17 protein-coding genes are annotated in these 21,669 nt (G+C 71.1%); 9 read left to right on the top strand and 8 right to left on the bottom strand.

Features of this window, described 5'->3' with window-relative positions; translation table 11 throughout:
- On the top strand, positions 1 to 504 hold a 504-nt coding region (locus tag JMF97_RS10905; protein ID WP_203221434.1), incomplete at its 5' end, for a hypothetical protein.
- 89 nt (positions 505 to 593) lie between these two features.
- On the opposite strand, the gene JMF97_RS10900 is transcribed toward JMF97_RS10905, so the two are convergent.
- Positions 594 to 1,778 (bottom strand): cytochrome P450, encoded by a 1,185-nt coding sequence (locus tag JMF97_RS10900; RefSeq protein WP_203221433.1) that lies wholly within the window; start codon positions 1,776 to 1,778, stop codon positions 594 to 596.
- A 253-nt stretch (positions 1,779 to 2,031) separates the two neighbouring features.
- Between JMF97_RS10900 and JMF97_RS10895 the strand changes: the two genes are divergently transcribed.
- The 3 genes from JMF97_RS10895 (at position 2,032) to JMF97_RS10885 (ending at position 7,620) form a co-directional block, all read left to right on the top strand.
- Positions 2,032 to 5,412: a beta-L-arabinofuranosidase domain-containing protein gene (locus tag JMF97_RS10895; protein WP_203221432.1), complete on the top strand. Its 3,381-nt coding sequence runs from the start codon at positions 2,032 to 2,034 to the stop codon at positions 5,410 to 5,412.
- Between the two features lie 250 nt (positions 5,413 to 5,662).
- The gene (locus JMF97_RS10890; protein WP_203221431.1) at positions 5,663 to 6,688 is read left to right on the top strand and encodes a LacI family DNA-binding transcriptional regulator; all 1,026 of its coding nucleotides are present in this window, start codon (positions 5,663 to 5,665) and stop codon (positions 6,686 to 6,688) included.
- 116 nt (positions 6,689 to 6,804) lie between these two features.
- Positions 6,805 to 7,620 (top strand): SAM-dependent methyltransferase, encoded by an 816-nt coding sequence (locus tag JMF97_RS10885; protein WP_307816868.1) that lies wholly within the window; start codon positions 6,805 to 6,807, stop codon positions 7,618 to 7,620.
- A gap of 11 nt (positions 7,621 to 7,631) precedes the next feature.
- On the opposite strand, the gene JMF97_RS10880 is transcribed toward JMF97_RS10885, so the two are convergent.
- Positions 7,632 to 8,585, bottom strand: a complete 954-nt coding sequence (locus JMF97_RS10880) for a DMT family transporter (RefSeq protein ID WP_203221430.1) — start codon at positions 8,583 to 8,585, stop codon at positions 7,632 to 7,634.
- On the opposite strand from JMF97_RS10880, the gene JMF97_RS10875 reads away from it, so the two are divergent.
- Positions 8,584 to 9,987, top strand: coding sequence for an aminotransferase-like domain-containing protein (locus JMF97_RS10875; protein WP_203221429.1), 1,404 nt, complete (start codon positions 8,584 to 8,586; stop codon positions 9,985 to 9,987). The two genes, JMF97_RS10880 and JMF97_RS10875, sit on opposite strands and share 2 nt — an antisense overlap.
- A 39-nt stretch (positions 9,988 to 10,026) precedes the next feature.
- On the opposite strand, the gene JMF97_RS10870 is transcribed toward JMF97_RS10875, so the two are convergent.
- The 5 genes from JMF97_RS10870 to katG form a co-directional block, all read right to left on the bottom strand.
- Entirely contained in the window at positions 10,027 to 10,875 is an 849-nt protein-coding gene (locus JMF97_RS10870; RefSeq protein ID WP_203221428.1) for an ABC transporter permease, read from the bottom strand.
- The gene (locus JMF97_RS10865) at positions 10,872 to 11,882 is read right to left on the bottom strand and encodes an ABC transporter ATP-binding protein (protein WP_203221427.1); all 1,011 of its coding nucleotides are present in this window, start codon (positions 11,880 to 11,882) and stop codon (positions 10,872 to 10,874) included. The genes JMF97_RS10870 and JMF97_RS10865 overlap by 4 nt, the downstream gene beginning before the upstream one ends.
- Positions 11,879 to 12,985, bottom strand: a complete 1,107-nt coding sequence (locus tag JMF97_RS10860; protein ID WP_203221426.1) for a hypothetical protein — start codon at positions 12,983 to 12,985, stop codon at positions 11,879 to 11,881. Before JMF97_RS10860 ends, JMF97_RS10865 begins: the two co-directional genes overlap by 4 nt.
- Positions 12,969 to 13,607 (bottom strand): RNA polymerase sigma factor, encoded by a 639-nt coding sequence (locus JMF97_RS10855; RefSeq protein ID WP_238359064.1) that lies wholly within the window; start codon positions 13,605 to 13,607, stop codon positions 12,969 to 12,971. Before JMF97_RS10855 ends, JMF97_RS10860 begins: the two co-directional genes overlap by 17 nt.
- 113 nt (positions 13,608 to 13,720) lie before the next feature.
- Positions 13,721 to 15,916, bottom strand: a complete 2,196-nt coding sequence (gene katG, locus JMF97_RS10850) for a catalase/peroxidase HPI (RefSeq protein WP_203221425.1) — start codon at positions 15,914 to 15,916, stop codon at positions 13,721 to 13,723.
- Between the two features lie 201 nt (positions 15,917 to 16,117).
- Between katG and JMF97_RS10845 the strand changes: the two genes are divergently transcribed.
- The gene (locus JMF97_RS10845) at positions 16,118 to 16,579 is read left to right on the top strand and encodes a VOC family protein (RefSeq protein ID WP_307816867.1); all 462 of its coding nucleotides are present in this window, start codon (positions 16,118 to 16,120) and stop codon (positions 16,577 to 16,579) included.
- A gap of 364 nt (positions 16,580 to 16,943) precedes the next feature.
- The gene (argS, locus tag JMF97_RS10840) at positions 16,944 to 18,668 is read left to right on the top strand and encodes an arginine--tRNA ligase (protein ID WP_203221424.1); all 1,725 of its coding nucleotides are present in this window, start codon (positions 16,944 to 16,946) and stop codon (positions 18,666 to 18,668) included.
- Positions 18,669 to 18,782: 114 nt separating this feature from the next.
- On the opposite strand, the gene JMF97_RS10835 is transcribed toward argS, so the two are convergent.
- The gene (locus JMF97_RS10835) at positions 18,783 to 19,526 is read right to left on the bottom strand and encodes a DUF8817 family protein (protein ID WP_203221423.1); all 744 of its coding nucleotides are present in this window, start codon (positions 19,524 to 19,526) and stop codon (positions 18,783 to 18,785) included.
- 291 nt (positions 19,527 to 19,817) lie between these two features.
- Between JMF97_RS10835 and JMF97_RS10830 the strand changes: the two genes are divergently transcribed.
- Entirely contained in the window at positions 19,818 to 21,296 is a 1,479-nt protein-coding gene (locus JMF97_RS10830; RefSeq protein WP_203221422.1) for a glycoside hydrolase family 43 protein, read from the top strand.
- A gap of 85 nt (positions 21,297 to 21,381) precedes the next feature.
- Positions 21,382 to 21,609, top strand: a complete 228-nt coding sequence (locus tag JMF97_RS10825; protein WP_203221421.1) for a cation:proton antiporter regulatory subunit — start codon at positions 21,382 to 21,384, stop codon at positions 21,607 to 21,609.
- Positions 21,610 to 21,669: the final 60 nt, after the last annotated feature.

Genomic DNA, 21,669 nt, shown 5'->3' with positions numbered 1-21,669 from the left:
GAGATCGAGGAGATTCGGGAGCCGGGTGTCCTGGCGATGACGGTCGCCGCTGATTCGGTGCTGTTGTCGGAGGATGGGTCGACGTTGCTGGTTCGTCAGTTCACTGGTGAGTTGCCGACGGTGACGGTCACCGACACCCGTACGCCGGACGAGGTGCCTGCGGGTGCGGCGTGGGCGGTGTTGGGTAGCGCGACCGATTTTGTCGGTGACGCGGATCAGGCGCCGATCGGTGCCGGGCATCTGGGTTGGAAGCCGAGGCTGATCGATGGTGGGGACACCGGTCTGGTCAGTGAGGGTGAAGAGGTCGTCACGGTGTTGGACGAGCCGACGCAGCCGGGTAACAACGTGGGTCTGGTGGACCAGGAGTTGCTGGTGTCGACTTTCGATTCGGGTGCGGTGACTCCTGGTGAGTACACGGTTGATGCGGATCTGTTCCTGCGGACTCCGGCGGATGTCGAGGCTGGTGCGTACACCTCGACGCTGACCCTGTCCCTGTTCGAGTGATACGGCGGTCGGGGGCCGCGTGGGTGGCCCCCGACCACCACCTGTCGCCGCAGGGGGTGGGTATGAGAGTGCGACGGACCGGACCGGATTCAGACCCGCATCGGCAGCCCGTCGTGATGCAGCCGGAAACCGTCGAGCTGCGCCGGGTCGACCGCGAGACGCAGGCCGGGCAACTCCTGCGCGATCCGTTCGAACATGATCCGGCTCTCCAGCCGGGCCAGGTGGGCGCCGAGACAGAAGTGGATGCCGTACCCGAACGCGATGTGCCGCCCCACGTCGGTGCGGTGGATGTCGAACTCGTGCGGCCGTTCGAACACCGCCGGGTCGCGGTTGGCACCCCACAACGACAGGCCCACCCGGTCGTACGCCGGTATCCGCCCGCCGGCGAGGTCGATGTCGGCGAAGGCGAACCGGGGCGGCACGATCTCCACGGGTCCCCGGAAGCGCAACGTCTCCTCGACCACCGCGGCGGCCAGCGACGGGTCGGCCCGCACTGCCTGCCACTGCTCGGGATGGGTCAAGACCAGCCGGAGCCCGTTGCCGATCAGGTCGACGGTGGTCTCCTGCCCGGCGATGAGCAGCAGTTGCACCAGGGCCACCAACTCGTCCCGGTCGAGCCGGTCGTCCCGGTCCTCGGCGACCACCAGCGCGGTGATCAGATCGTCGGCCGGTGCCGCCCGACGCGCGGCGGCCAACTCGTCGAGGTACGCGGCGAAGGCGCTGGTGGCCGCCGGGCCGTCCGGGCTGGCCGACACGATCGCCGCCGACCAGGCGCGGAACTGTGGCCGGTCGGGCTCGGGAATGCCGACAAGTTCGGCGATGACGTTGACCGGCACCGGGTCGGCGAGGTCGGTGATGGCGTCGATGTGCCCCAGGTGGCGGGCGCGGGTGACCAGCCGGTCGGCGAGGTCGGTGATCCACGGTTCCAGTCGGGCCACGGCCCGCGCGGTGAAACCACCGCTGACCAGCCCGCGCAGCCGGGTGTGATCCGGCGGGTCGAGGCTGATGAGCTGCCGGGCCTCGATCCGGGCCGCCTCCGACAGGTCGTCCGGCCGGCGCTGCCACCCGCCGGGGCCGCGCCGGTGCATCTCGTGCCCGATCTCGGGGTGCCGCAGCCCGGCCAGCACGTCGGCGTGCCCCGCGACGATCCACAGCCGGTTGCCGGCCGGGTCGACCTGCGGCACCGGCCCGCCGCTGGCGCGTACCCGGTCGTAGAAGGGGTGTGGGTCGAGGCGGACCGCAGGGTCCCACAACTCCGAGTCGCCAAAGGTCACCGAACCTCCCCGACCATCGATCAGTTAGCGCTAACATAAGTTGGTTTCATGCAGGTGTCAAACCTGTGACTTTTCCTTGCTCCGAGCGCAGTTGGCGCATAGGGTGAGCGTTAACAATGATCATCCCAGATATTGTGGTCGTCATCGATGGCTCGGACCCGGCTGCCAGGGCAACGGCTTGCGGCGAGCGTGCGGACCGCAAGGGGAGTCGCGATGGATCCACAGCTACCCCCACCTGGAAGGAAGAATCCCTGTGGCGCAATTCGACAAGCTCCCCGTCAGTCGACGCCAGGTTCTGCAGGCATCAGCCGTCGGTGTCGCCGCGGGCGCCCTCCCCGCCGCCGTGGCCCAGGCCGGCACGGTGACCGGCGCGCAGACCACCCCGACCGTGCTCGCCGCGACCACGACCGACCTCGGTCCCGGCGCCACCGCCCCGGTCCGGCCGTTCCGCCTCCGTGACGTGACCCTGGGCAACGGCCTGTTCCAGGAGAAGCGCGACCGGATGAAGAACTACCTCCGGCAGCTCGACGAGCGACGTTTCCTGGTGCTGTTCAACAACCAGGCCGGCCGGCCGAACCCGGCCGGCGTCACCGCGCCCGGCGGCTGGGAGGACGGCGGTCTGCTCAGCGGCCACTGGGCCGGCCACGTCATGACCGCCCTGGCGCAGGGCTACGCCGACCACGGCGAGCCGATCTTCAAGAGCAAGCTCGACTGGATCGTCGGCGAACTCGCCGCCTGCCAGGCGGCGATCACCGCACGGATGGGCACCGGCCCCGAGGAGCCCGAGGAACCGGAGGTGCCACAGATCGGCCGGGTGCCGGGCCGGTTCGGCAGCGGGCTGCGGCTCAACGGCCCCAGCCGGGCCGAACACGTCACCCTGCCCCAGGAGGCGATCAGCCAGCTCACCGACTTCACCATCGCCACCTGGGTGAACCTCGCCGCCGCGCAGAACTGGAGCCGGCTGTTCGACTTCGGTCAGAACGCCACGGTCAACATGTTCCTGACCCCGCGGGCCGGAGTCACCGGCAACGTGCCGCGGTTCGCGATCACCGTCAGCGGCAGCGGTGGTGAACAGCGCATCGACGGCACCGCGGCGCTGCCGACGAACCAGTGGGTGCACCTGGCGGTGACCCTGACCCAGCAGACCGGGACGCTCTACGTCAACGGCGAGCAGGTCGGCCAGAACACCAACATGACACTGAGCCCGGCGAACCTCGGCAATCCGGGCAACCGGTGGATCGGGCGGTCACAGTACGGCGACGCGATGCTCAACGCCACAGTCGACGAGTTCCACATCTTCGACCGGGCGCTGAGCCCGCAGGAGATCCAGTCCCTGCAGGACTCGCCGGCCGGCAGCACCGGCGGCGGGTCGATCGCCTGGTACCGGTTCGAGGAGGAGGGCGGTACCACCATCCGCGACGCCTCGCCCAACGGCCGCGACGGCGGCATCGTGGCGAGCCAGAGCAGCGGTGGCCCGCTGTGGGTGCCGACGCACCCCGGCTACCTCGGTGCCATCCCGGAGGACGCGGTGCTGCGGCTCGGCCCGCCCCGCTGGGCGGTGTACGGCAGCAACGCGAACACCAACACCTGGGCGCCCTGGTACACCCAGCACAAGATCATGCGTGGGCTGCTCGACGCGTACTACCACACCGACAACGCCACCGCCCTGGACATCGTGGTCAAGATGGCCGGCTGGGCGCACCTTGCGCTGACCATCGGCGACAAGAACCATCCCGCGTACACCGGCCCGATCACCCGGGACAACCTCAACTACATGTGGGACCTCTACATCGCCGGGGAGACCGGCGGCGCGAACGAGGTCTTCCCCGAGATCTACGCGCTCACCGGCGACCAGAAGCACCTGGAGACCGCCAAACTCTTCGACAACCGGGAGTCGCTCTTCGACGCCTGCGTCGAGAACCGCGACATCCTCGTCGTCACCCCGCAGAACAACCCCGGTCGTCGCCGCCCGGACCGGTTGCACGCCAACTCGCACGTGCCGCAGTTCGTCGGCTACCTGCGGGTCTACGAGCACAGTGGGGACACCGAGTACTTCCAGGCCGCGAAGAACTTCTACGGCATGGTCGTCCCGCACCGCATGTACGCCAACGGCGGCACCGGCGGCAACTACCCGGGCTCCAACAACAACATCGAGCTGTTCCAGAACCGGGGCAACATCGCCAACTCGATCGCCCAGGGCGGCGCGGAGACCTGCACCACGTACAACCTGCTGAAGCTGGCCCGGAACCTGTTCTTCCACGAGCACGACGCGGCCTACCTCGACTACTACGAGCGGGGCCTGATCAACCAGATCGCCGGCTCGCGCGCCGACACCACCACCGTCAGCAACCCGCAGGTCACCTACTTCCAGCCGCTGACCCCGGGCGCGAACCGCGGCTACGGCAACACCGGCACCTGCTGCGGCGGTACCGGCGTGGAGAACCACACCAAGTACCAGGAGACCATCTACTTCAAGTCCGCCGACGGCGACACCCTCTGGGTCAACCTGTACGTCGCCTCGACCCTGACCTGGGCGGAGCGCGACTTCACCATCACCCAGCAGACCGACTACCCGCGGGCGGACCGCACCAGGCTGACCGTGGACGGCAGTGGCCCGCTGGACATCAAGCTGCGGGTCCCCGGCTGGGTGCGCAAGGGCTTCTTCGTCTCGATCAACGGCGTGGCCCAGCAGGTCACCGCCACCGCCGGCAGCTACCTGACCCTCAGCCGCGACTGGCAGCCCGGCGACGTCATCGAGATCCGGATGCCGTTCAGCATCCGCATCGAGCGGGCGCTGGACCGTCCGGACACCCAGTCGGTCTTCTGGGGCCCGGTCCTGCTTCAGGTGCTCGGCAACCCGGGCAGCGGCAACTACCGCGAGCTGTCCCTGTACCGCCACCTCAAGCGCGACGGCGACTACGCCCGCGCGGCGATCACCCCGGCGGCCACCACTGCGGCGGGGGACCAGCTGTTCACCGCGAACGGCTTCACCCTGCGGCCGTACTACATCGGCGACACGCAGGCGGCGTCGTCGTACTTCCGGCGGGTGGAGCCGACGGTGGTGTTCGGCGCCGTCGACACCGGCGTGCCCAACCGCAAGCGCAACGACGGCCTGCCGAACTACGACATACCGGTGACCGACGTGCCGTCGCCGGGCACCGACGGTCCGACCTTCCTCGATCTGGTGTGGGACGAGGCGCCGTTCGCCAACCACGGTCAGTTCGTGTCGACCGTGACCCGCATCGCCGGGGAGTTCGTCGAGGCCGGACTCTTCACGGCGGCCGAGCGCAGCACGATCGTCTCGCAGGCCGCCCGCTCGAACGCCGAACTCGATCCTGGGCACACCTGGAACGTCGAGGTCCAGGTACGCACGCAGCTCATCGGCGGCCGGGTCTACCTCGCGGTGAACGCGGTGAACGCCGACGAGGTGCCGTTGACCATCGAGCTCGACACCGCGTACGGCTCGCGTACGGTCGCCGACGTCGCCGTCGGCAAGCCCGCCTACCAGTCGTTCAACACACGTCTGGCGGCGATCCCGGCCGGCACGGTGACCGTCGTGGTCACCGGGACGGTCGACGGCGAGTCGGTCACCACGCGGATCGAGGCGGCGTATCCGGCGGTCGGCGCCTCCTGATCGGGGGTCGGGGGCGGCGCGGACGGTGCCGCCCCCGAACGGTCCCAGCAGGTCACCTCACGGCGGCGGCACGGGTCCGAAAAACGCTTTCGGGACGCGGGTCACGGCGCGGCCTCCCGGAGTCTTCCGACGACGATTTCCGTGTAATGTTCGGCCAAGCCACCAGGGTTGCGACGGGCAACAGACCGGCACCCGGCCGAAAAATTCCGGAAAGGTTTCAGTGACCGACGGCGTCAGGAGAACGCACCGCATGACCGAGTCCGAGGTGCCCGCCAAGCGTCCCCCCACGCTCACCGACGTCGCCAAGCTCGCCGGGGTGTCGGTCGCGACCGCGTCCAAGGCCATCAACGGTCGCGGTGAGGTGCGGGCGACCACGCGGGTGCGGGTGCTGGAGGCCGCGGAGTTGCTGTCGTTCGCGCCGAACGCGCTGGCCCGTGGGTTGCTCAGCGGCCGGACGGGCACGGTCGGTCTGCTGACCAGCGATCTGGAGGGGCGCTTCTCGATTCCCATCCTGATGGGCGCCGAGGACGCCTTCGGGGCCGGGCAGGTCTCGGTCTTCCTGTGTGACGCGCGCGGCGACGCCATCCGCGAGAAGCACCACGTGCAGGCGCTGCTCTCCCGTCGGGTCGACGGCCTGATCGTGGTCGGCTCCCGCACCGACCCCCGCCCGCCGTTGGCCGGCAACATTCCCGTGCCGGTGGTCTACGTCTACGCCCCCTCGGCCGATCCGAAGGACATCTCGATCACCGCCGACAACGTGGGCGGCGGCCGTCTCGCCATCGAACACCTGATCTCCTGCGGGCGGCGCAACATCGCCCACATCACCGGCGAAGCCGGCTTCCAGGCGGCCCGGGACCGCGTCGAAGGCGCCACTGCCGCGCTCACCGCCGCCGGGCTGCGCATGGTCGGCGACCGGCCCTACTTCGGGTCGTGGGAGGAGTCCTGGGGTCGAGCCGCCACCCACATGATCGTCGAGCAGCATCCCGAGGTCGACGCGATCTTCTGCGGCAGCGACCAGATCGGCCGGGGTGTCCTGGACGCGCTACGTGACCTCGGCCGCGAGGTGCCGGGCACGATATCGGTGATCGGCTTCGACAACTGGGAGGCCATCTCCGCCGACTCCCGTCCCCGCCTGACCAGCGTCGACATGAACCTCAAGCACCTCGGGGCGGTGGCCGGCAAGCGGCTGTTCGAAGCCATCGACGGCACGGTGCCCCGGTCGGAGGAGTTGCCCTGCCGCGTGGTGATGCGCGAGTCGACGATGCCGGTCGGCTGATCCGCCGCCGCACACCACCCGTCGGACGAGGGGCCGCTGAGCGTACGGTCAGGGATCGACTCTAAACTTTCCATCCATATCTCGACCTGGATCCAAACGAGACCGAGGATGCGATCGTGGCGGATGGTGTGACCGTAACGGACGGCGAACAGAACAGGCCCACGTTGGACACCGGTGTGCCGCAGACAGCGCGGATCTGGAACTACCTGCTCGGCGGCAAGGACAACTTCGCCGTCGACCGCGAGGTCGGCGATCAGATCATCTCAAACCTGCCGCAGTTGGCGGAGAACGCCCGGCTCTCCCGGGCCTACCTCACCCGCGCGGTGCGCTATCTGGCCGGTGAGGCCGGCATCCGGCAGTTCCTCGACATCGGCACCGGCCTGCCCACCGCCGACAACACCCACGAGGTGGCCCAGTCGGTCAACCCGCAGGCCCGCATCGTCTACGTCGACAACGACCCGCTGGTGCTGACCCACGCCCGGGCGTTGCTCGTCGGCACGTCCGAGGGGGCCACCGACTACATCGACGCCGACCTGCGGGATCCGCAGTCGATCCTGCGCGAGGCGGCGCGGACGCTGGACCTGAGCCAGCCGGTGGCGCTGATCCTGATGGGCATCCTCGGCCACGTCGAGTCCGACGACGAGGCGAAGTCGATCATCAACAGCATCATGGCCGCCCTGCCGTCCGGCAGCTACCTGGCGATGTACGACGGCAGCGACACCAGCGAGGCGGTCACCGAGGCGGTACGGATCTGGAACATCTCCGCCAACCCGAAGTACCACCTGCGCAGCCCCGAGCGGATCGCCGCCCTGTTCGACGGACTGGAGCTGGTCGAGCCCGGCGTCGTCTCGGTCACCCGCTGGCGGCCCGACAGCACCGACCCCGAGCCCGCCGCGATCGACCAGTACTGCGCGGTCGGGCGTAAGCCGTAACCCGGGCGTCGTCACCGTCGGCGGGCCGCCGCCGGGACGACCACGATCGCCTGCCTGGTGGTGCGGGTGCGCTGGATCAGCGCGACACAGGCCAGCACCACCACGGCGGCGACGATCGAGGCGGGAGTGACCCGTTCGCCGAGCAGCAGGGCCGACCAGGCCAGGGTGAGCACGGGCTGCGCGAGTTGGAGCTGGCCGACCTGGGCGATGCCGCCCCGGGCCAGCCCGGCGTACCAGGCGAAGAAACCGAGGAACATCGACACCACGGTGAGGTAGCCGAACGCCGACCAGCCGCCGGCATCGGCGTGCGGGGCAGTGGCCAGGGCGACGGCGGCGACGATCGGCACGGTGACCGGCAGCGACAGCACCAGGGCCCAGCAGATTGTCCGGGCACCGCCCAGTTCACGGGCGAGCGCGCCGCCCTCGGCGTACCCGAGACCGGCGAGCACGACCGCCGCGAGCAGGAACAGGTCGGCCCTGGCCGGCGCGCCGACCACCGCGCCGTTGGCGACCAGGAAGGCGAGCACCGCCAGCAGCCCGCCGGTGCTGGCGATCCAGAACAGCGGCGGTGGGCGTTCGCCGGCACGCAGCACCGCGAACACGGCGGTCATGGCGGGCAGTACGGTGATGACGATCGCACCGTGCGAGGCGGTCTGGCTGGTCAGCGCCAACGAGGTGAACAGCGGAAAGCCCACCACCACGCCGAGGGCGACGAGTGACAACCGACGCCACTGGCGGGGGCTCGGCCACGGCGCACCGGTGATCCACAGATAGCCCCAGGCCAGCACCGCCGCGCCGACACAACGGCCGAAGGCGACGAACCACGGGTCGAGGTGCTGCACCGCGACCCGGGTGGCCGGCAGCGACATGCTGAACGCGAGCACCCCCAGCGCGCCGAGCACGAGACCGGCCGCCCGGTCGCCCGCTATCGTCCGCCGCGCAGTAGCGCTACTCTTCTCTCTCATGAATGACGGTAACGCAACCGATCGCGTTATCCAAGATCTACGCCGGTCGGTGGCCGCCGCCGGCCCCGGCACCCGGCTGCCGTCGGTGCGCGAGCTGACCGGCCGCCATCGGGCCTCGCCGGTCACCGTCGCCGAGGCGATCCGGCACCTCGTCCGGGAAGGGCTGGTCGAGACCCGACCCGGCCGGGGCACCTATGTGGCCGCCCGAGCGGCCGAGCCCCGTACCGTCGACCTGTCCTGGCAGACCGTCGCGCTCGGCCCCCGCCGGCCCGGCGACGAACAGTTGCAGGCGTTACTGGCGTTACCGCCCGCCGAGGCGATTCCGCTCTCCGGCGGCTACCTCGATCCGGAGTTGCAGCCCGCGGCCGCGCTCGGCGCCGCGCTGACCCGCGCCGCCCGGCAACCCGCGTCGTGGCAGCGCGGACCGGTCGAGGGACGGGCCGACCTGCGCGCCTGGTTCGCCCGCGAGATCGGCGGCGGGCTGCGCGCCGAGGACATGGCGATCTGTCCGGGTGGGCAGGCCGCGTTGTCGACGGCGCTGCGGGCGCTCGCCGCGCCCGGCGACGCCCTGCTCGTCGAATCGCCGACCTACCTGGGCGCGCTCGCCGCCGCCGAGGCGGCAGGGCTGCGGGTGGTGCCCGTTCCCGCCGACGCCGACGGCGTACGCCCCGACCACCTCGCCGCCGCGTTCGCCCGTACCGGTGCCCGGCTGTTCTACTGCCAACCGTTGTACGCCAACCCGCACGGCGCCACCCTGGCCGCCCACCGCCGCACCCCGGTCGCCGAGGCGGTACGCGACGCCGGGGCGTTCCTGATCGAGGACGACTACGCCCGGGACCTCACCATCGACGGACCGGCCCCGCCGCCACTGGCCGCCGACGACCGGGACGGGCACGTCGTCTACCTGCGCTCGCTGACCAAGTCGGCCGCTCCCGGGCTGCGGGTGGCCGCGATCGGGGCGCTCGGCCCGGCCGGCGCCCGGCTACGTGCTGCCCGGCTGCTCGACGACTTCTTCGTCGCCGGCCCACTGCAACAGGCCACCATCGAGTTCGTCACCGCCCCGGCGTGGGCGCGTCACCACCGGGCGCTGCGTACCGCGCTGCGGGACCGCCGCGAGGCGCTGCTGACCGCGCTGCGCCGGCACCTGCCGGACCTGGTGGACCGGTTGCCGGTGCCGCGCGGCGGCCTGCACCTGTGGCTGCCACTGCCCGAGGGCACCGACGACGTCGCGGTGGCCACCGCCGCTGCGGCCGAGGGCGTCGTCGTCTTTCCCGGCCGCCCCTGGTACGCCGCCGAACCACCGGCGGCACACCTGCGCCTCACCTACGCCGCCGCCCCACCGGAACTGATGGACGAAGCGGTCCGCCGACTGGCCCGCGTCCTGCGACGACCCGCCGGGTAGGCACCGCCCGCCGCAGCGCTGCCGCACGGGTACGGCGGATCACAGGTCGCGGCGGCGGAACACCATCCCGGTGAGCCCGAGCACGAGGACCACCCAGAGCGCCGCCCAGGCCAGATAGGTGACGGTGAGCGAGGCGTCGCTGAGGAACGGGTGACCCTGCATGGCCGGGCCGAACTGCCGCAGCACGGTCGGGTCCTGGAAGGCGTTCATGGCCCCCCGCCACAGCCCGTCGGTCGGCAGCAGCATCCGGGAGACCGTGCCCACCCGGGCCACGCCGTCGTTGTCCAGCGCGGTGCCGAACGCGCCCACCACCCCCGCGATCCAGGTGGCCCCGAACAGGCCGACGGCCACCACACCCGAGGCCATCGGTGAGCTGACGCTGGAGAGCAGCAGGCCGAGGGTGAGCAGCACGACGGTCTGCGCGGCGAGCAGCGCCAGACCGGTCACCGGCTGCGGGGGCCAGTAACCGACGGTCACCCGGACGACGAGCAGTTGCGCCAGGCCGGCCAGGGCGACGAAACCGGCCCCGAAGGCGATCAACCCGAGCCACTTGCCCACCAGCACCGCGAAGCGGTGCACCGGTCGGGCCAGGATCGCCAGCGCCGCCCCGGACTCCATGTCACCGGCCAGGGTGGGACCGGCGAGGAACGCCGTACCGAGCGCGGCGATCAGGCTCAGGCCGAACATCACCAGGTTGAGCACCATGGCCGCGACCAGCCGGGCCTCGCCGCTGGTCAGCCCGCCGAACTCGGCGTCGATGCGGGAGAACCCCCAGGCGCTGAGCGCGAGCAACACGATCGTCAGCGCGGCGAGCGAGCGCAGCACCCGCCGCCGCGCGGCCTCCTGAAGGGTGAGCGCGGCCACGGTGAGTACGGTCCGGACGGTCATCGCCCTTCCCCTCCGGTACGGAGGATGGCCAGCAGCCGCTCCTCGAGACTGACCCGCCCGGGCTCGACGGCGTGCACGCGTACCCCGAGGCCGACCAGGTCGGCCACCAGCTGCGGCACGGTGGTCGGTTCCGGCTCGCTCGGCAGCGTGACGGTGAACAGGTTCCCCTCCTGGGCGAGCGGACCCGCGGCGGCCAACCGGTCGCGGGCCGGCTCGGTCACCCCGTCGAGTCGCAGTCGCAGTTCCCGCCGACCGAGCAGTTCGGCCAGGGTGCCGGCGGCGGCCACCCGCCCCCTGTCGAGGATCACCACCCGGTCACAGACCCGCTCCACCTCACCGATGAGGTGCGAGTTGAGCAGGACGGCCACGCCCCGGGCCTTGAGGGAGAGCAGCAGGTCCCGTACGTCGGCCCGGCCGAGGGGATCCAGGGCGCTGGTCGGCTCGTCCAGGACGACAAGTTCCGGGCGGGCCACCAGCGCCACGGCCAACCCGAGACGCTGCTGCATGCCCTTGGAGAAGCCACCCACCCGGTCGCCGGCCCGGTCGGCCAGACCGACGGCGGCCAGGCACTCCTGCCGCTCCCGCTGCGGCACGTCCGCACCGGCGAGCCGGACGTGCAGGGCCAGCACCTCCGCCGCGGTCAGCCACGGCTGGTAGCGGAACAGTTCCGGCAGATAGCCGACCCGGGCCCGGGACCGCGGGTCGCGTGCCGGCCGCCCGAGCAGCAGCACCTCGCCCGCATCGGGCCGGACCAGACCGAGCAGGATCTTGATGACGCTGGTCTTGCCGGCGCCGTTGGGGCCCAGCAGCCCCACCACCTCACCCCGGTCCACGGTGAAAGAGACACCGTCGACCGCCGTGCGTCGCCGGTACCGCTTGCGCAGCCCCGAGCACCACACCGCCGGCGCGGGCGGCAACTCGGCCACCAACCGCGCGGCCGCACCGAGGGAAGCCTCGTCTTCCTGTCCGGCGGGTGGATCGCTTCGGACGGTGTCGGGGCCGGTCATCGGTCCCACCGCAGTCCGCGTGCCACCGACAGCACCTCGTCGGCGCTCAGCGGGCCGGCCACCGCGGTGACCGTCGCGTCGTCGACCCAGACCACCCCGGCCAGTACGCCGTCGCGCGAGGTGAGCACGGTGGCCGGCGTCCCGTTGACGTCGGCGGTGGCGGCGGTCAGATACCTGGCGTTCACCGGCAGCGGCAGCGTCGTACCGTCGCCGGTGAAGTGCCGCAGCTGGGCCGCGACGTTCTCCGGCAGACCGGGCAGCGACAGCAGGTAGTCGACAGCGGTGGACAACTCGATGCCCGAGGAATACGCGGTCGGCGCGGCCATCCGCGCCACGATCAGGTTCGGCATCCCGTGCTGACCCGCCCACACCGCGGCGACTCCCGGGCCGGCGCTCAACCGGAACTGGCTGCCGTCGAGACCGGCGGGCGGCTCCGGCAGCGGCTTGCCGTGCGTCGCGGCGGTCTGCGCCGCCCGAGCCACCGAGAAGGTGAACACGGCGCTGGCCCGGTCACCGACCTGGAACCTCGGCTCGCCCGTCACACCACGGGGCAACCGGTCGAGCCGGGGCAGGGACAGCCCGGTGATCCGCTGCGCCTCGGCGGCGTCGGCGACCTCGCGGACGTTGGCCGGCTCGGTCATCTCGACCTCGCCGTACGCCGACAGGTCGGGCAGCGCGACCAGGTCGGCCTGGGCGATCGTGACCGGGGCGATCCGCTCGGTGTGGAAGATCTGCAGCCAGTTCCCGGCCGCTGCGGCGCCGGCCCCACCCACCACCGCGAGGACGGCGACGGCGGCGACCACCGGGCTGCGCAGGGCGGCACGCCAGCGACGTGCGCGGGGGACGGCGGGCACCCGGCCGCCACCCGTGTCGTGCACGGTACGGCTCAACCGCTGCCAGCCCGCCTCCACGTCGACGTCGGCTTCCACGTCGACACCCGGTCGCCCGCCCAGCGCCGCTGCGCTGAGCGTCGCATCCTGTCGGGCGGCGGCCAGCCCGGACAGGCAGACCTGGCAGTTCGCGACGTGCGCGCGGTCGGCGTCGGCGACACCGGCCGGCTCGTCCAGCAGCCGGCGCAGCGTGCCGTCAGTCGGATGACGCATGACGGTTCAACTCCTCGCGTAGGGCGGACTCGGCCCGGCGTACGGTGGTGCCGACACTGCCGGGGGAGAGATCGAGGGCGGCGGCGACCTCGGCGTAACTGAGACCGCTGTGCCGCAGCAGCAGGGCGACGGCCTGGCGGCGGGGCAGCCGGGCCAGCGCGGCGCGGACCCGTCGGCGCTCGTCGCGGGTCACCACCGTCTCCGCGACGTCGGGGCCGACCATCTCCGGGGCGCCGGCGACCTGTTCGCGGGCGGTGCGTCGGCGGCGGGACCGGACCTGGTTCAGTGCGGTGTGCGCCGCGGCGACCGACAGCCAGCCCACCGCCTGCCCGGCCGGCACCGAGGAACGCCCGAAGGCGAGGAACACCTCCTGCGCCACGTCCTCGGCCTCGGCGCGGGAGCCGAGCACCCGGGCGGCGACCCCGACGATCCGGGGATAACAGGCCCGAAAGACCTGTTCGAGGTCGGCGCGGATGCCGTCGCGCCCGGCCGCGGCCGAACCGACCACACCGTCCCCCTTCCGCACCGTACGCCCGGTGGGTCTGTGGTGGCCGCGCGCGGACCAGGCGGCCGCCGCGGCGGTCACCCGCCCCGGTGCCACGAGTCCAGCTTCCTCCTCCATACCTACGAAGCACCGCCGACGGCCCGGAAGTGACACGCGGCGGCGAATCCGCAGGAACACGTACGGGTAGCGCGGCAGTCGACGCCGCGCTACCCGTACCGTTGCGGGGCCGCCTACCCCCGGCGGGTGCCGAGGTCGAAGCGGTCCAGGTTCATGACCTTGGCCCAGGCCGCGACGAAGTCCTGGACGAGCTTCTCCTGCCCGTCCGTGCTGGCGTAGACCTCCGCGATGCCGCGCAGCTGGGAGTTCGCCCCGAAGACCAGGTCGACGGCGGTGGCCGTCCAGGTGATCTCGCCGGTGGCCCGGTTACGACCCTCGTAGACGCCCTCGGCGGTGGTGGACACCTTCCACGCGGTGTCCATGTCGAGCAGGTTCACGAAGAAGTCGTTGGTCAACGTCTCGGGCCGGTCGGTGAACACCCCGTGCCGCGCCTGCCCGGTGTTGGCGTTGAGCACCCGCAGGCCACCGACCAGGGCGGTCATCTCGGGTGCGGTCAGGGTCAGCAGGTTGGCCCGGTCCAGCAGCAGCGTCTCCGGGGACAGCTTCTGGCCCTCCCGCACGTAGTTGCGGAACCCGTCCGCCCTCGGTTCGAGCACGCGGAACGACTCCACGTCGGTCTGCTCCTGACCGGCGTCGGTGCGGCCGGGCGCGAACGGGACCGTGACCTCGTACCCGGCGCTGCGGGCCGCCTGCTCGATGGCGGCGTTACCGCCGAGCACGATCACGTCCGCGAGGGAGACCCGCTTGCCGCCGGACTGCCCGGCGTTGAAGTCCTCCTGCACCCGCTGCAACACCGGCAGCACCGTCGCCAGCTCGGCCGGGTCGTTGACCGCCCAGTTGCGCTGCGGGTCCAGGCGGATCCGCGCCCCGTTCGCCCCGCCCCGGCAGTCGGTGCCACGGAAGCTCGCCGCCGACGCCCACGCCGTACGGACCAGTTGGGGGACGGTCAGCCCGCTGCCGAGCAGCGTCGCCTTGAGCGTGTCGACGTCGGCGGCGTCGATCAGTTCGTGGTCGACGGGCGGCACCGGGTCCTGCCACAGCTGCGGCTCGGGCACCCACGGCCCGAGGTACCGCGACAGCGGTCCCATGTCCCGGTGCAGCAGCTTGTACCAGGCCTTCGCGAACGCGTCGGCGAGCTGGTCGGGGTGCTCGTGGAAACGTCGTGAGATCTGCTCGTACGTCGGGTCGGCGCGTAGCGCGATGTCGCTGGTGGCCATCATCGGGGCGTACCGGATGGAAGGGTCGTGGGCGGACGGCACGGCGTCGGCCGCGGCACCGTTGCGGGGCCGCCACTGCTTCGCGCCGGCCGGACTCTCGTGCACCTCCCACTCGTACCCGAAGAGGGTGTCGAAGTAGCTGTTGTCCCAGGTGATCGGGGTGGGCGTCCAGGCGCCCTCCAGGCCGCTGGTGATGGTGTCGTTACCCTTGCCGCTGCCGTAGCTGTTCCGCCAGCCCAGCCCCTGCTCCTCCAGCGGCGCGCCCTCCGGCTCGGGCCCGAGGTAGCTGGCGGGCGCGGCGCCGTGGGTCTTGCCGAAGGTGTGACCGCCGGCGATGAGGGCGACGGTCTCCTCGTCGTTCATCGCCATCCGCCGGAAGGTCTCCCGGATGTCCCGGGCGGAGGCCAACGGGTCGGGAGTGCCGTTGGGGCCCTCCGGGTTGACGTAGATCAACCCCATCTGCACCGCGCCGAGCGGGCCGGACAGTTCCCGGTCACCGCTGTAGCGTTCGTCGCCGAGCCAGGTGTCCTCCGGTCCCCAGAAGATCTCCTCCGGCTCCCAGACGTCGTCGCGTCCGAAGCCGAAGCCGAAGGTCTTGAAGCCCATCGACTCCAGCGCGCAGTTGCCGGCGAAGACCAGCAGATCGGCCCAGGAGATCTTCCGGCCGTACTTCTGCTTCACCGGCCAGAGCAGCCGGCGGGCCTTGTCCAGGTTGGCGTTGTCGGGCCAGCTGTTGAGGGGGGCGAAGCGTTGCGCGCCGTCGCCGGCACCGCCCCGACCGTCCTCGATCCGGTACGTGCCGGCGGAGTGCCAGCTCATCCGGATGAACAGCGGACCGTAGTGGCCGTAGTCGGCCGGCCACCACTCCTGCGACGTGGTCATCACCTCGAAGACGTCGCGTTTGAGCGCCTCGACATCGAGGCCGGCGAACTCTGCCGCGTAGTCGTAGGCCGCGCCCATCGGGTTGGCCCGGGGTGAGTGCTGGTGCAGCACCTGCAGGTTGAGCTGGTTGGGCCACCAGTCCTGATTCGTCTTCGGTCGACCCGGCTTCGGCGCCGGGGAGGGGATTGCCGGGTTCTCGCTTTCGGACACGTCTCTCCTCTTCGAACGGGTTCTCGTTCATGTCAACTGGCCGTCCCGGTCACGAGTCACTGCGTGCCGGGCCAGGATGCGTCCGCTGCGGCAGTCGCCTTCGGTAGCGTTGCGCACGCCGTGCCCGCCCCGCCGGTGGACGCCGAAATCGACGCCCGCTCGGTGACGGGCCTTGACCTCGATGCGTTGGGAGACCGAAACGTGAATCCGTCTGAGCCACCCGCGTCGCCGGTACGCCAGTTGCGGCTCGTGGTCGAGGCCGACGACTACGAGGCGGCGGTCCGCTTCTACCGCGACGTGCTCGGCCTGCCCGAGCAGGCGGCCTACTCCGGTGAGGACGACGCCCGGGTGGTGATCCTGGACGCCGGCCGCGCCACCCTGGAGATCGCCAACCCGGCCCAGAAGCGAATGATCGACGAGGTCGAGGTCGGACAGCAGGTTGCCCCCCGACTGCGGGTGGCGTTCGAGGTCGACGACACCGCCACCACCACCGACCGCCTGGTCGCCGCCGGCGCCACCCAGGTCGCCCCGCCCACCACCACCCCCTGGCACTCGGTCAACGCCCGCCTGGACGCCCCCGCCAACCTCCACATCACCCTCTTCCAGGAACTACACACCCCCGAAACCCGCACCACCCTGCCCGGCTTCACCACCAACCCCTAACCCACCCACGTACGCCCCCTCCCGGCCCCTCCTGGACCCCGTTGATCAAGAGGTTTGCGTCTCAGGGAGGCGGATTCGAGACCAAAACTTCTTGATCAACAGGGTGGGGGCGGGGTGAGGGGGTGGGGTGGGAGGGTGCAGGGGTGGGGGCGCGCGTAGAGTGCGGGTAGGTGGTGGCGCTTTCTTGCGCGACCTTGGCGTTGAGGCGGTGGAGATGGAACTGGTGCTCACCAGCGTCCGCCGCGTGCGCCTGCGACGACGATAGTCGTCGATTTCTTCCGCGCGTTCTCCGTCGTGCCCGCCGCTGTGCTGCGGCCGGCCGGCGTCCGGTGACCCGCCCGTCCCAGCCCTCTCGGGAGTACCCGTGACCGTGCCCTCGTTGGCCTCGTCGTTGTCCGACACCGTCTCCGCCGCCGCAGCATCCCTCGGGTTGGCGGACTTCGTCGCGCAGGTGCGCCGATCGGAGCACGCCGACTTCCAGGCCGACGGGGTGCTGGCGGCGGCCCGGACGCTGCGGCGGCGTCCGCGTGACATCGCCGCAGAGGTGGTCGAGGCGCTGCGTGCCGAGGACCTGGTGGCCGAGGTGGCCGGGCCCGGGTTCGTCAACCTGGACCTGGCCGACCGGACACTGTTGACGCAGCTCGCCGGGCGGCTCGCCGACCCCCGGCTGGGCGTCGGGACGCCGGAGACCGGCGTCACCACCGTCGTCGACTACTCGCAGCCGAACATCGCCAAGGAGATGCACGTCGGGCACCTGCGCTCCACCATCATCGGCGACGCGCTGGTACGCATCCTCGAACACCTCGGCGGCACGGTGGTACGCCGCAACCACATCGGCGACTGGGGCACCCAGTTCGGCATGCTCATCCAGTACCAGAGCGAGCAGCCCGTGACGGCCGACGACAGCGACGAGGTGTCGATGAGCTGGTTGGCTGCGCTGTACCGGCAGGCTCGGGCCCGGTTCGACACCGACCCGCAGTTCGCCGTACGGGCCCGGCAACGGGTGGTGGCGTTGCAGGGCGGTGACCCGGCCACCGTGGCCGCCTGGCAGGACATCGTCGCCGAGTCCACCCGCTACTTCACCGAGATCTACGACCGGCTCGGCGTACGGCTGACCGCCGCCGACGCGGTCGGCGAGAGCGCGTACAACGATGCCCTGCCCGGCGTCGCCGCGGACCTGGCGGCGCAGGCGGTGGCGGTGCCCAGCGACGGCGCGCTCTGCGTCTTCTTCGACGAGGTACGCGGACCGGACGGCGCACCGAGCCCGCTGATCGTCCGCAAACGTGACGGCGGATTCGGCTACGCCGCGACCGACCTGGCGGCGCTGCGGCAACGGGTCGCCGAGCTGCACGCCGACCGGCTGCTCTACGTGGTCGACGCCCGACAGTCACTGCACTTCACGATGGTCTTCGACACCGCGCGGCGGGCCGGCTGGCTGCCGCCGCAGGTGTCCGCCGTGCACGTCGCCTTCGGCACGGTCCTCGGCCCCGACGGACGGCCGTTCAAAACCCGGGCCGGTGACACCGTGCGCCTGGTGGACCTGCTCACCGAGGCCGTCGACCGGGCTCGCGAGGTGGTCGCCGCCAAGAACCCGGACCTGACCGGCGCGGCCCTGCACGAGCGGGCCCGGCAGGTCGGCATCGGCGCGGTCAAGTACGCCGACCTGGCCACCAGCCGTACCCGCGACTACACCTACGACCCGCAGCGGATGCTGGCGTTGACCGGCAACACCGGCGTCTACCTCCAGTACGCCCACGCCCGGATCCGATCCCTGCTGGCCCGGGCCGGCGACCCCGCCCCCACGGTGGACCCGACGACGACACTGGAGCCGGCCGAGCGGGCGCTGATCCTCGACCTCGACGGCTTCGCCGACACCCTCACCGAGGTCCTCGCCCACTACGAACCCCACCGCCTCTGCGGCTACCTGTACCGCCTGGCGCAGACCTTCACCACCTTCTACGAACACTGCCCGGTGCTGCGCGCCCCCGACCCGATCCGCGCCAACCGACTTGCCCTGTGCCACCTCACCGGCGACACCCTCCACACCGGCCTGTCCCTCCTCGGCATCCCCGCCCCCACCCACCTCTAGCCATCCCTCCTGCCCTCGCCCCTGTTGATCAAGAGGTTTTGGTCTCGGGCATGCGCTTTCCGAGACCAAAACCTCTTGATCAACAGGGCAGGGTGGGGGCGGGGGGTGGGGTGGTCAGGGGTGGGGGAGCCAGGGGGTGAGGGTGTCGGGGGTGGCGATGGAGTGGCGGATCTGGGCGCGTTCGGGGGCCGTGAGCGGCAGTGCGCGGAGTCGGTCGCCCCAGGTGGGCACCAGGTCGACCTTGCCCAGGGCGGTCGACAGTTCGATCAGGGCGGCGAGTGCGAGGGCCTGCTCCACGGCGGGGGCCTCGTCGCCGTGCCGGCGCAGTCCGGAGTTGAGGGCTCGGAAAGCGGCCCGGTCGTCGCTCTTGAACTCGCGCAGGATACGGGCGTTGTCGAGCACCCGGGCCAGACCGGCCAGTTCCTTCGACCCGCCGTACTCCACCTCGACCGGCTCGTCGCGGCGGATGAAGGTGACGGTGTTGCCGGACGGGTCGACGACGCTGAACCGGGACGCGCCGGGCCGGTAGCGGGTGATCCGGGGCAACCCCTGGGACAGCACCTTGCCGTACGTGCCGCGCATCCCCGCGACGAACGCGGCATGGTACGGCGCGACCGCGTCGACCATCACCAGGCAGCCGACGGTCTGTCCGGCCGGATCGAATCCGCCCGGCGGACGGCCGTAGTGCAGTTCGAAGCCGCTGAACCGGAAGGCCAGGTACAGGTACGGCTTGCGTTGCTCCCAGGTCACCGCGAAGCCGAGTGCCCGCCAGAAGGCGATCGTCTCGTCCACCGCCGCGCAGGGCAGCAGCGGCACGGTGGTCTCGTTCGGCGCGATCCGTTCCTCGGTCGTCTTCACCCGTACCCCCGGTTCCGGTCGATGTCCTGACCAGTCTGACCCGCCCACGTCGTAGTACCGCGGTCCCGGGGGGACGAGCCCCGACCACCGGGTCTGATCTGCGCTCGGGCGGGCCGCACGGCAACCGATGCACGTCGATGTCTTGACAGTGCGAGGGGGGCCGTAAACACTTGCGAAACAAGCCGATAACAGTGAATCCGGCGGGTTGCCGGTAGCTGTTGTTAACGCTCACAGGCGTGCCCGGCCCTGCATTGCCGTCCCTGGACCCCCCGCCGGCAAGGAGAGCAACGGATGTCGAGAGTTCTGGGTCGGATGAGCGCGCTGCTCGCCGCCGCCTGCCTGCTGTTGTTCCCTGCCGCCCAGGCACCCCGGGCCGAGGCCGCCGCGCAGGCGCCGAGCGCTGCCGCGCTGGATCCGTTCACCGGGTACCTGATGGCGCACTTCACCGGGGAGTCCGCCAACGGCGAGCAGATCTACCTGGCCCACAGCCGCGACGGGCTGACCTGGCGCGACCTGAACAACGGCGGGCCGGTGCTGCTCTCCACCCTCGGTACGCGTGGCGTCCGCGACCCCGCGCTGGTCCGCTCGCCCGCCGGTGACCGGTACTGGATCGTCGCCACCGACCTACGCATCGCCAGCGGCACCTCGTGGAACGACGCCGCCAACCGGGGCAGCACCTCCCTGGTGGTGTGGGAGTCGCGTGACCTGGTGAACTGGTCCACCCCCTGGTTGATCAACGTGGCGGGCGCGATCCCCGGCGCGGGCAACGCCTGGGCGCCGGAGGCCATCTACAACCAGGCGACCGGCGACTACGTCATCTACTGGGCGACGAACTCCCCGCGCAACGGTGTCACCAAGCACCGGATCTGGTACGTGCGTACGACCGACTTCCGCAGCTTCACCGCCCCGCAGCTGTACATCGAGCGTCCGAGCGGCGGCCAGGGCATCATCGACACCCAGATCATCGAGGTGCCCAACAGCGTTGGCGGCTACCGCTACTACCGGGCCTCCGCCGACGGGCACATCGCGATCGAGGCCAGCAACTCGATCCTCGGCACCTGGACCAGCCTGGGCAACCTGTCCCACCTGGGCATCTCCAACGGCACCGGCGGCGGCAACGTGGTCGAGGGGCCGATGTGGATGCAGTTCAACGGCCGCAACGAGTGGGCGTTGTACCTCGACCAGTACGCCACCGGCCGCGGGTACCTGCCGATCACCTCGACGAACCTGGGCAGCGTCACCAACTTCCGGACCAGGTCCGACTACCACATGGGTGCCAGCCGCAAGCGGCACGGCTCGATTCTCAATCTGACCGCCGCCGAGGAGGGCCGGGTGCTCGCCCGCTGGCCCAGCAACGCCCCGGTGCACCGGATCCAGGCGTACACCCACCAGGACCGCTACGTACGGCACGCCAACTACGACGTACGCATCGACGCCAACGTCAACCCCGCCCAGGACGCCCAGTTCCGGGTGGTGCCGGGCCTGGCCGGCAACTCCGGGTACGTGTCGTTCGAGTCGGTCAACTATCCCGGCTACTACCTGCGGCACTACGGCTTCGACTTCGTGCTGGCGGCGAACGACGGCAGTTCGGTCTTCGCCGCCGACGCCACCTTCCGGCAGGTCGCCGGGCTGGGCAACAGCGGTTGGTCGTCGTTCCAGTCGTACAACTACCCCGACCGGTACATCCGGCACTACGACTACCAGCTGCGCCTCGATCCGATCACCGACACGCAGGGCCGTAACGACGCCACGTTCCGGTTGATGTCCTGACTTTCGACCACCCTGCCTGAGTTGTGGTGGCCGGTCGGGCTCGTACGATTGCGCAGGAGATCGCGCAGCGGCGGCGGGAGAGGTCATGGGTAAAGGCATCTACGTGCAGGAACTGCCGGGCATCGGTAAACGCTACGACGTCGACCTGGGCAGCAAGACCCAACGGATCTCGATCGTCGTACGCCGTGACGGTGCCCGGGACCTGTACGTCTTCGCCGCCGGCGCGGACGATCCGGTGGCGGTGATCGAGATGTCGGAGGAGCAGGCCCGCAAGGTGGGCGCGCTGCTGACCGGCACCTACTTCTCCGACTAGTCGGTCCTGCCACGGGCCCGGAGGTGACCTCGGCGGCCCGCGTCGCCCCGCCCTGCCCGT

The organism is Micromonospora fiedleri, assembly GCF_016774385.1.
Lineage (GTDB): Bacteria > Actinomycetota > Actinomycetes > Mycobacteriales > Micromonosporaceae > Micromonospora > Micromonospora gifhornensis.
Note: the sequence above shows the minus strand (reverse complement) of the source record. Positions and strands in the feature narration are given on the sequence as shown.

What these genes read in the sequence shown, in the direction of transcription:
- JMF97_RS10890 (WP_203221431.1), top strand. Translation starts at nt 5,663, where the DNA reads ATGACCGAGTCCGAGGTGCCCGCCAAGCGTCCCCCCACGCTCACCGAC.
- JMF97_RS10875 (WP_203221429.1), top strand. Translation starts at nt 8,584, where the DNA reads ATGAATGACGGTAACGCAACCGATCGCGTTATCCAAGATCTACGCCGG.
- JMF97_RS10880 (WP_203221430.1), bottom strand. Translation starts at nt 8,585, where the DNA reads ATGAGAGAGAAGAGTAGCGCTACTGCGCGGCGGACGATAGCGGGCGAC.
- JMF97_RS10870 (WP_203221428.1), bottom strand. Translation starts at nt 10,875, where the DNA reads ATGACCGTCCGGACCGTACTCACCGTGGCCGCGCTCACCCTTCAGGAG.
- JMF97_RS10865 (WP_203221427.1), bottom strand. Translation starts at nt 11,882, where the DNA reads ATGACCGGCCCCGACACCGTCCGAAGCGATCCACCCGCCGGACAGGAA.
- JMF97_RS10860 (WP_203221426.1), bottom strand. Translation starts at nt 12,985, where the DNA reads ATGCGTCATCCGACTGACGGCACGCTGCGCCGGCTGCTGGACGAGCCG.
- JMF97_RS10855 (WP_238359064.1), bottom strand. Translation starts at nt 13,607, where the DNA reads ATGGAGGAGGAAGCTGGACTCGTGGCACCGGGGCGGGTGACCGCCGCG.
- JMF97_RS10830 (WP_203221422.1), top strand. Translation starts at nt 19,818, where the DNA reads ATGTCGAGAGTTCTGGGTCGGATGAGCGCGCTGCTCGCCGCCGCCTGC.
- JMF97_RS10825 (WP_203221421.1), top strand. Translation starts at nt 21,382, where the DNA reads ATGGGTAAAGGCATCTACGTGCAGGAACTGCCGGGCATCGGTAAACGC.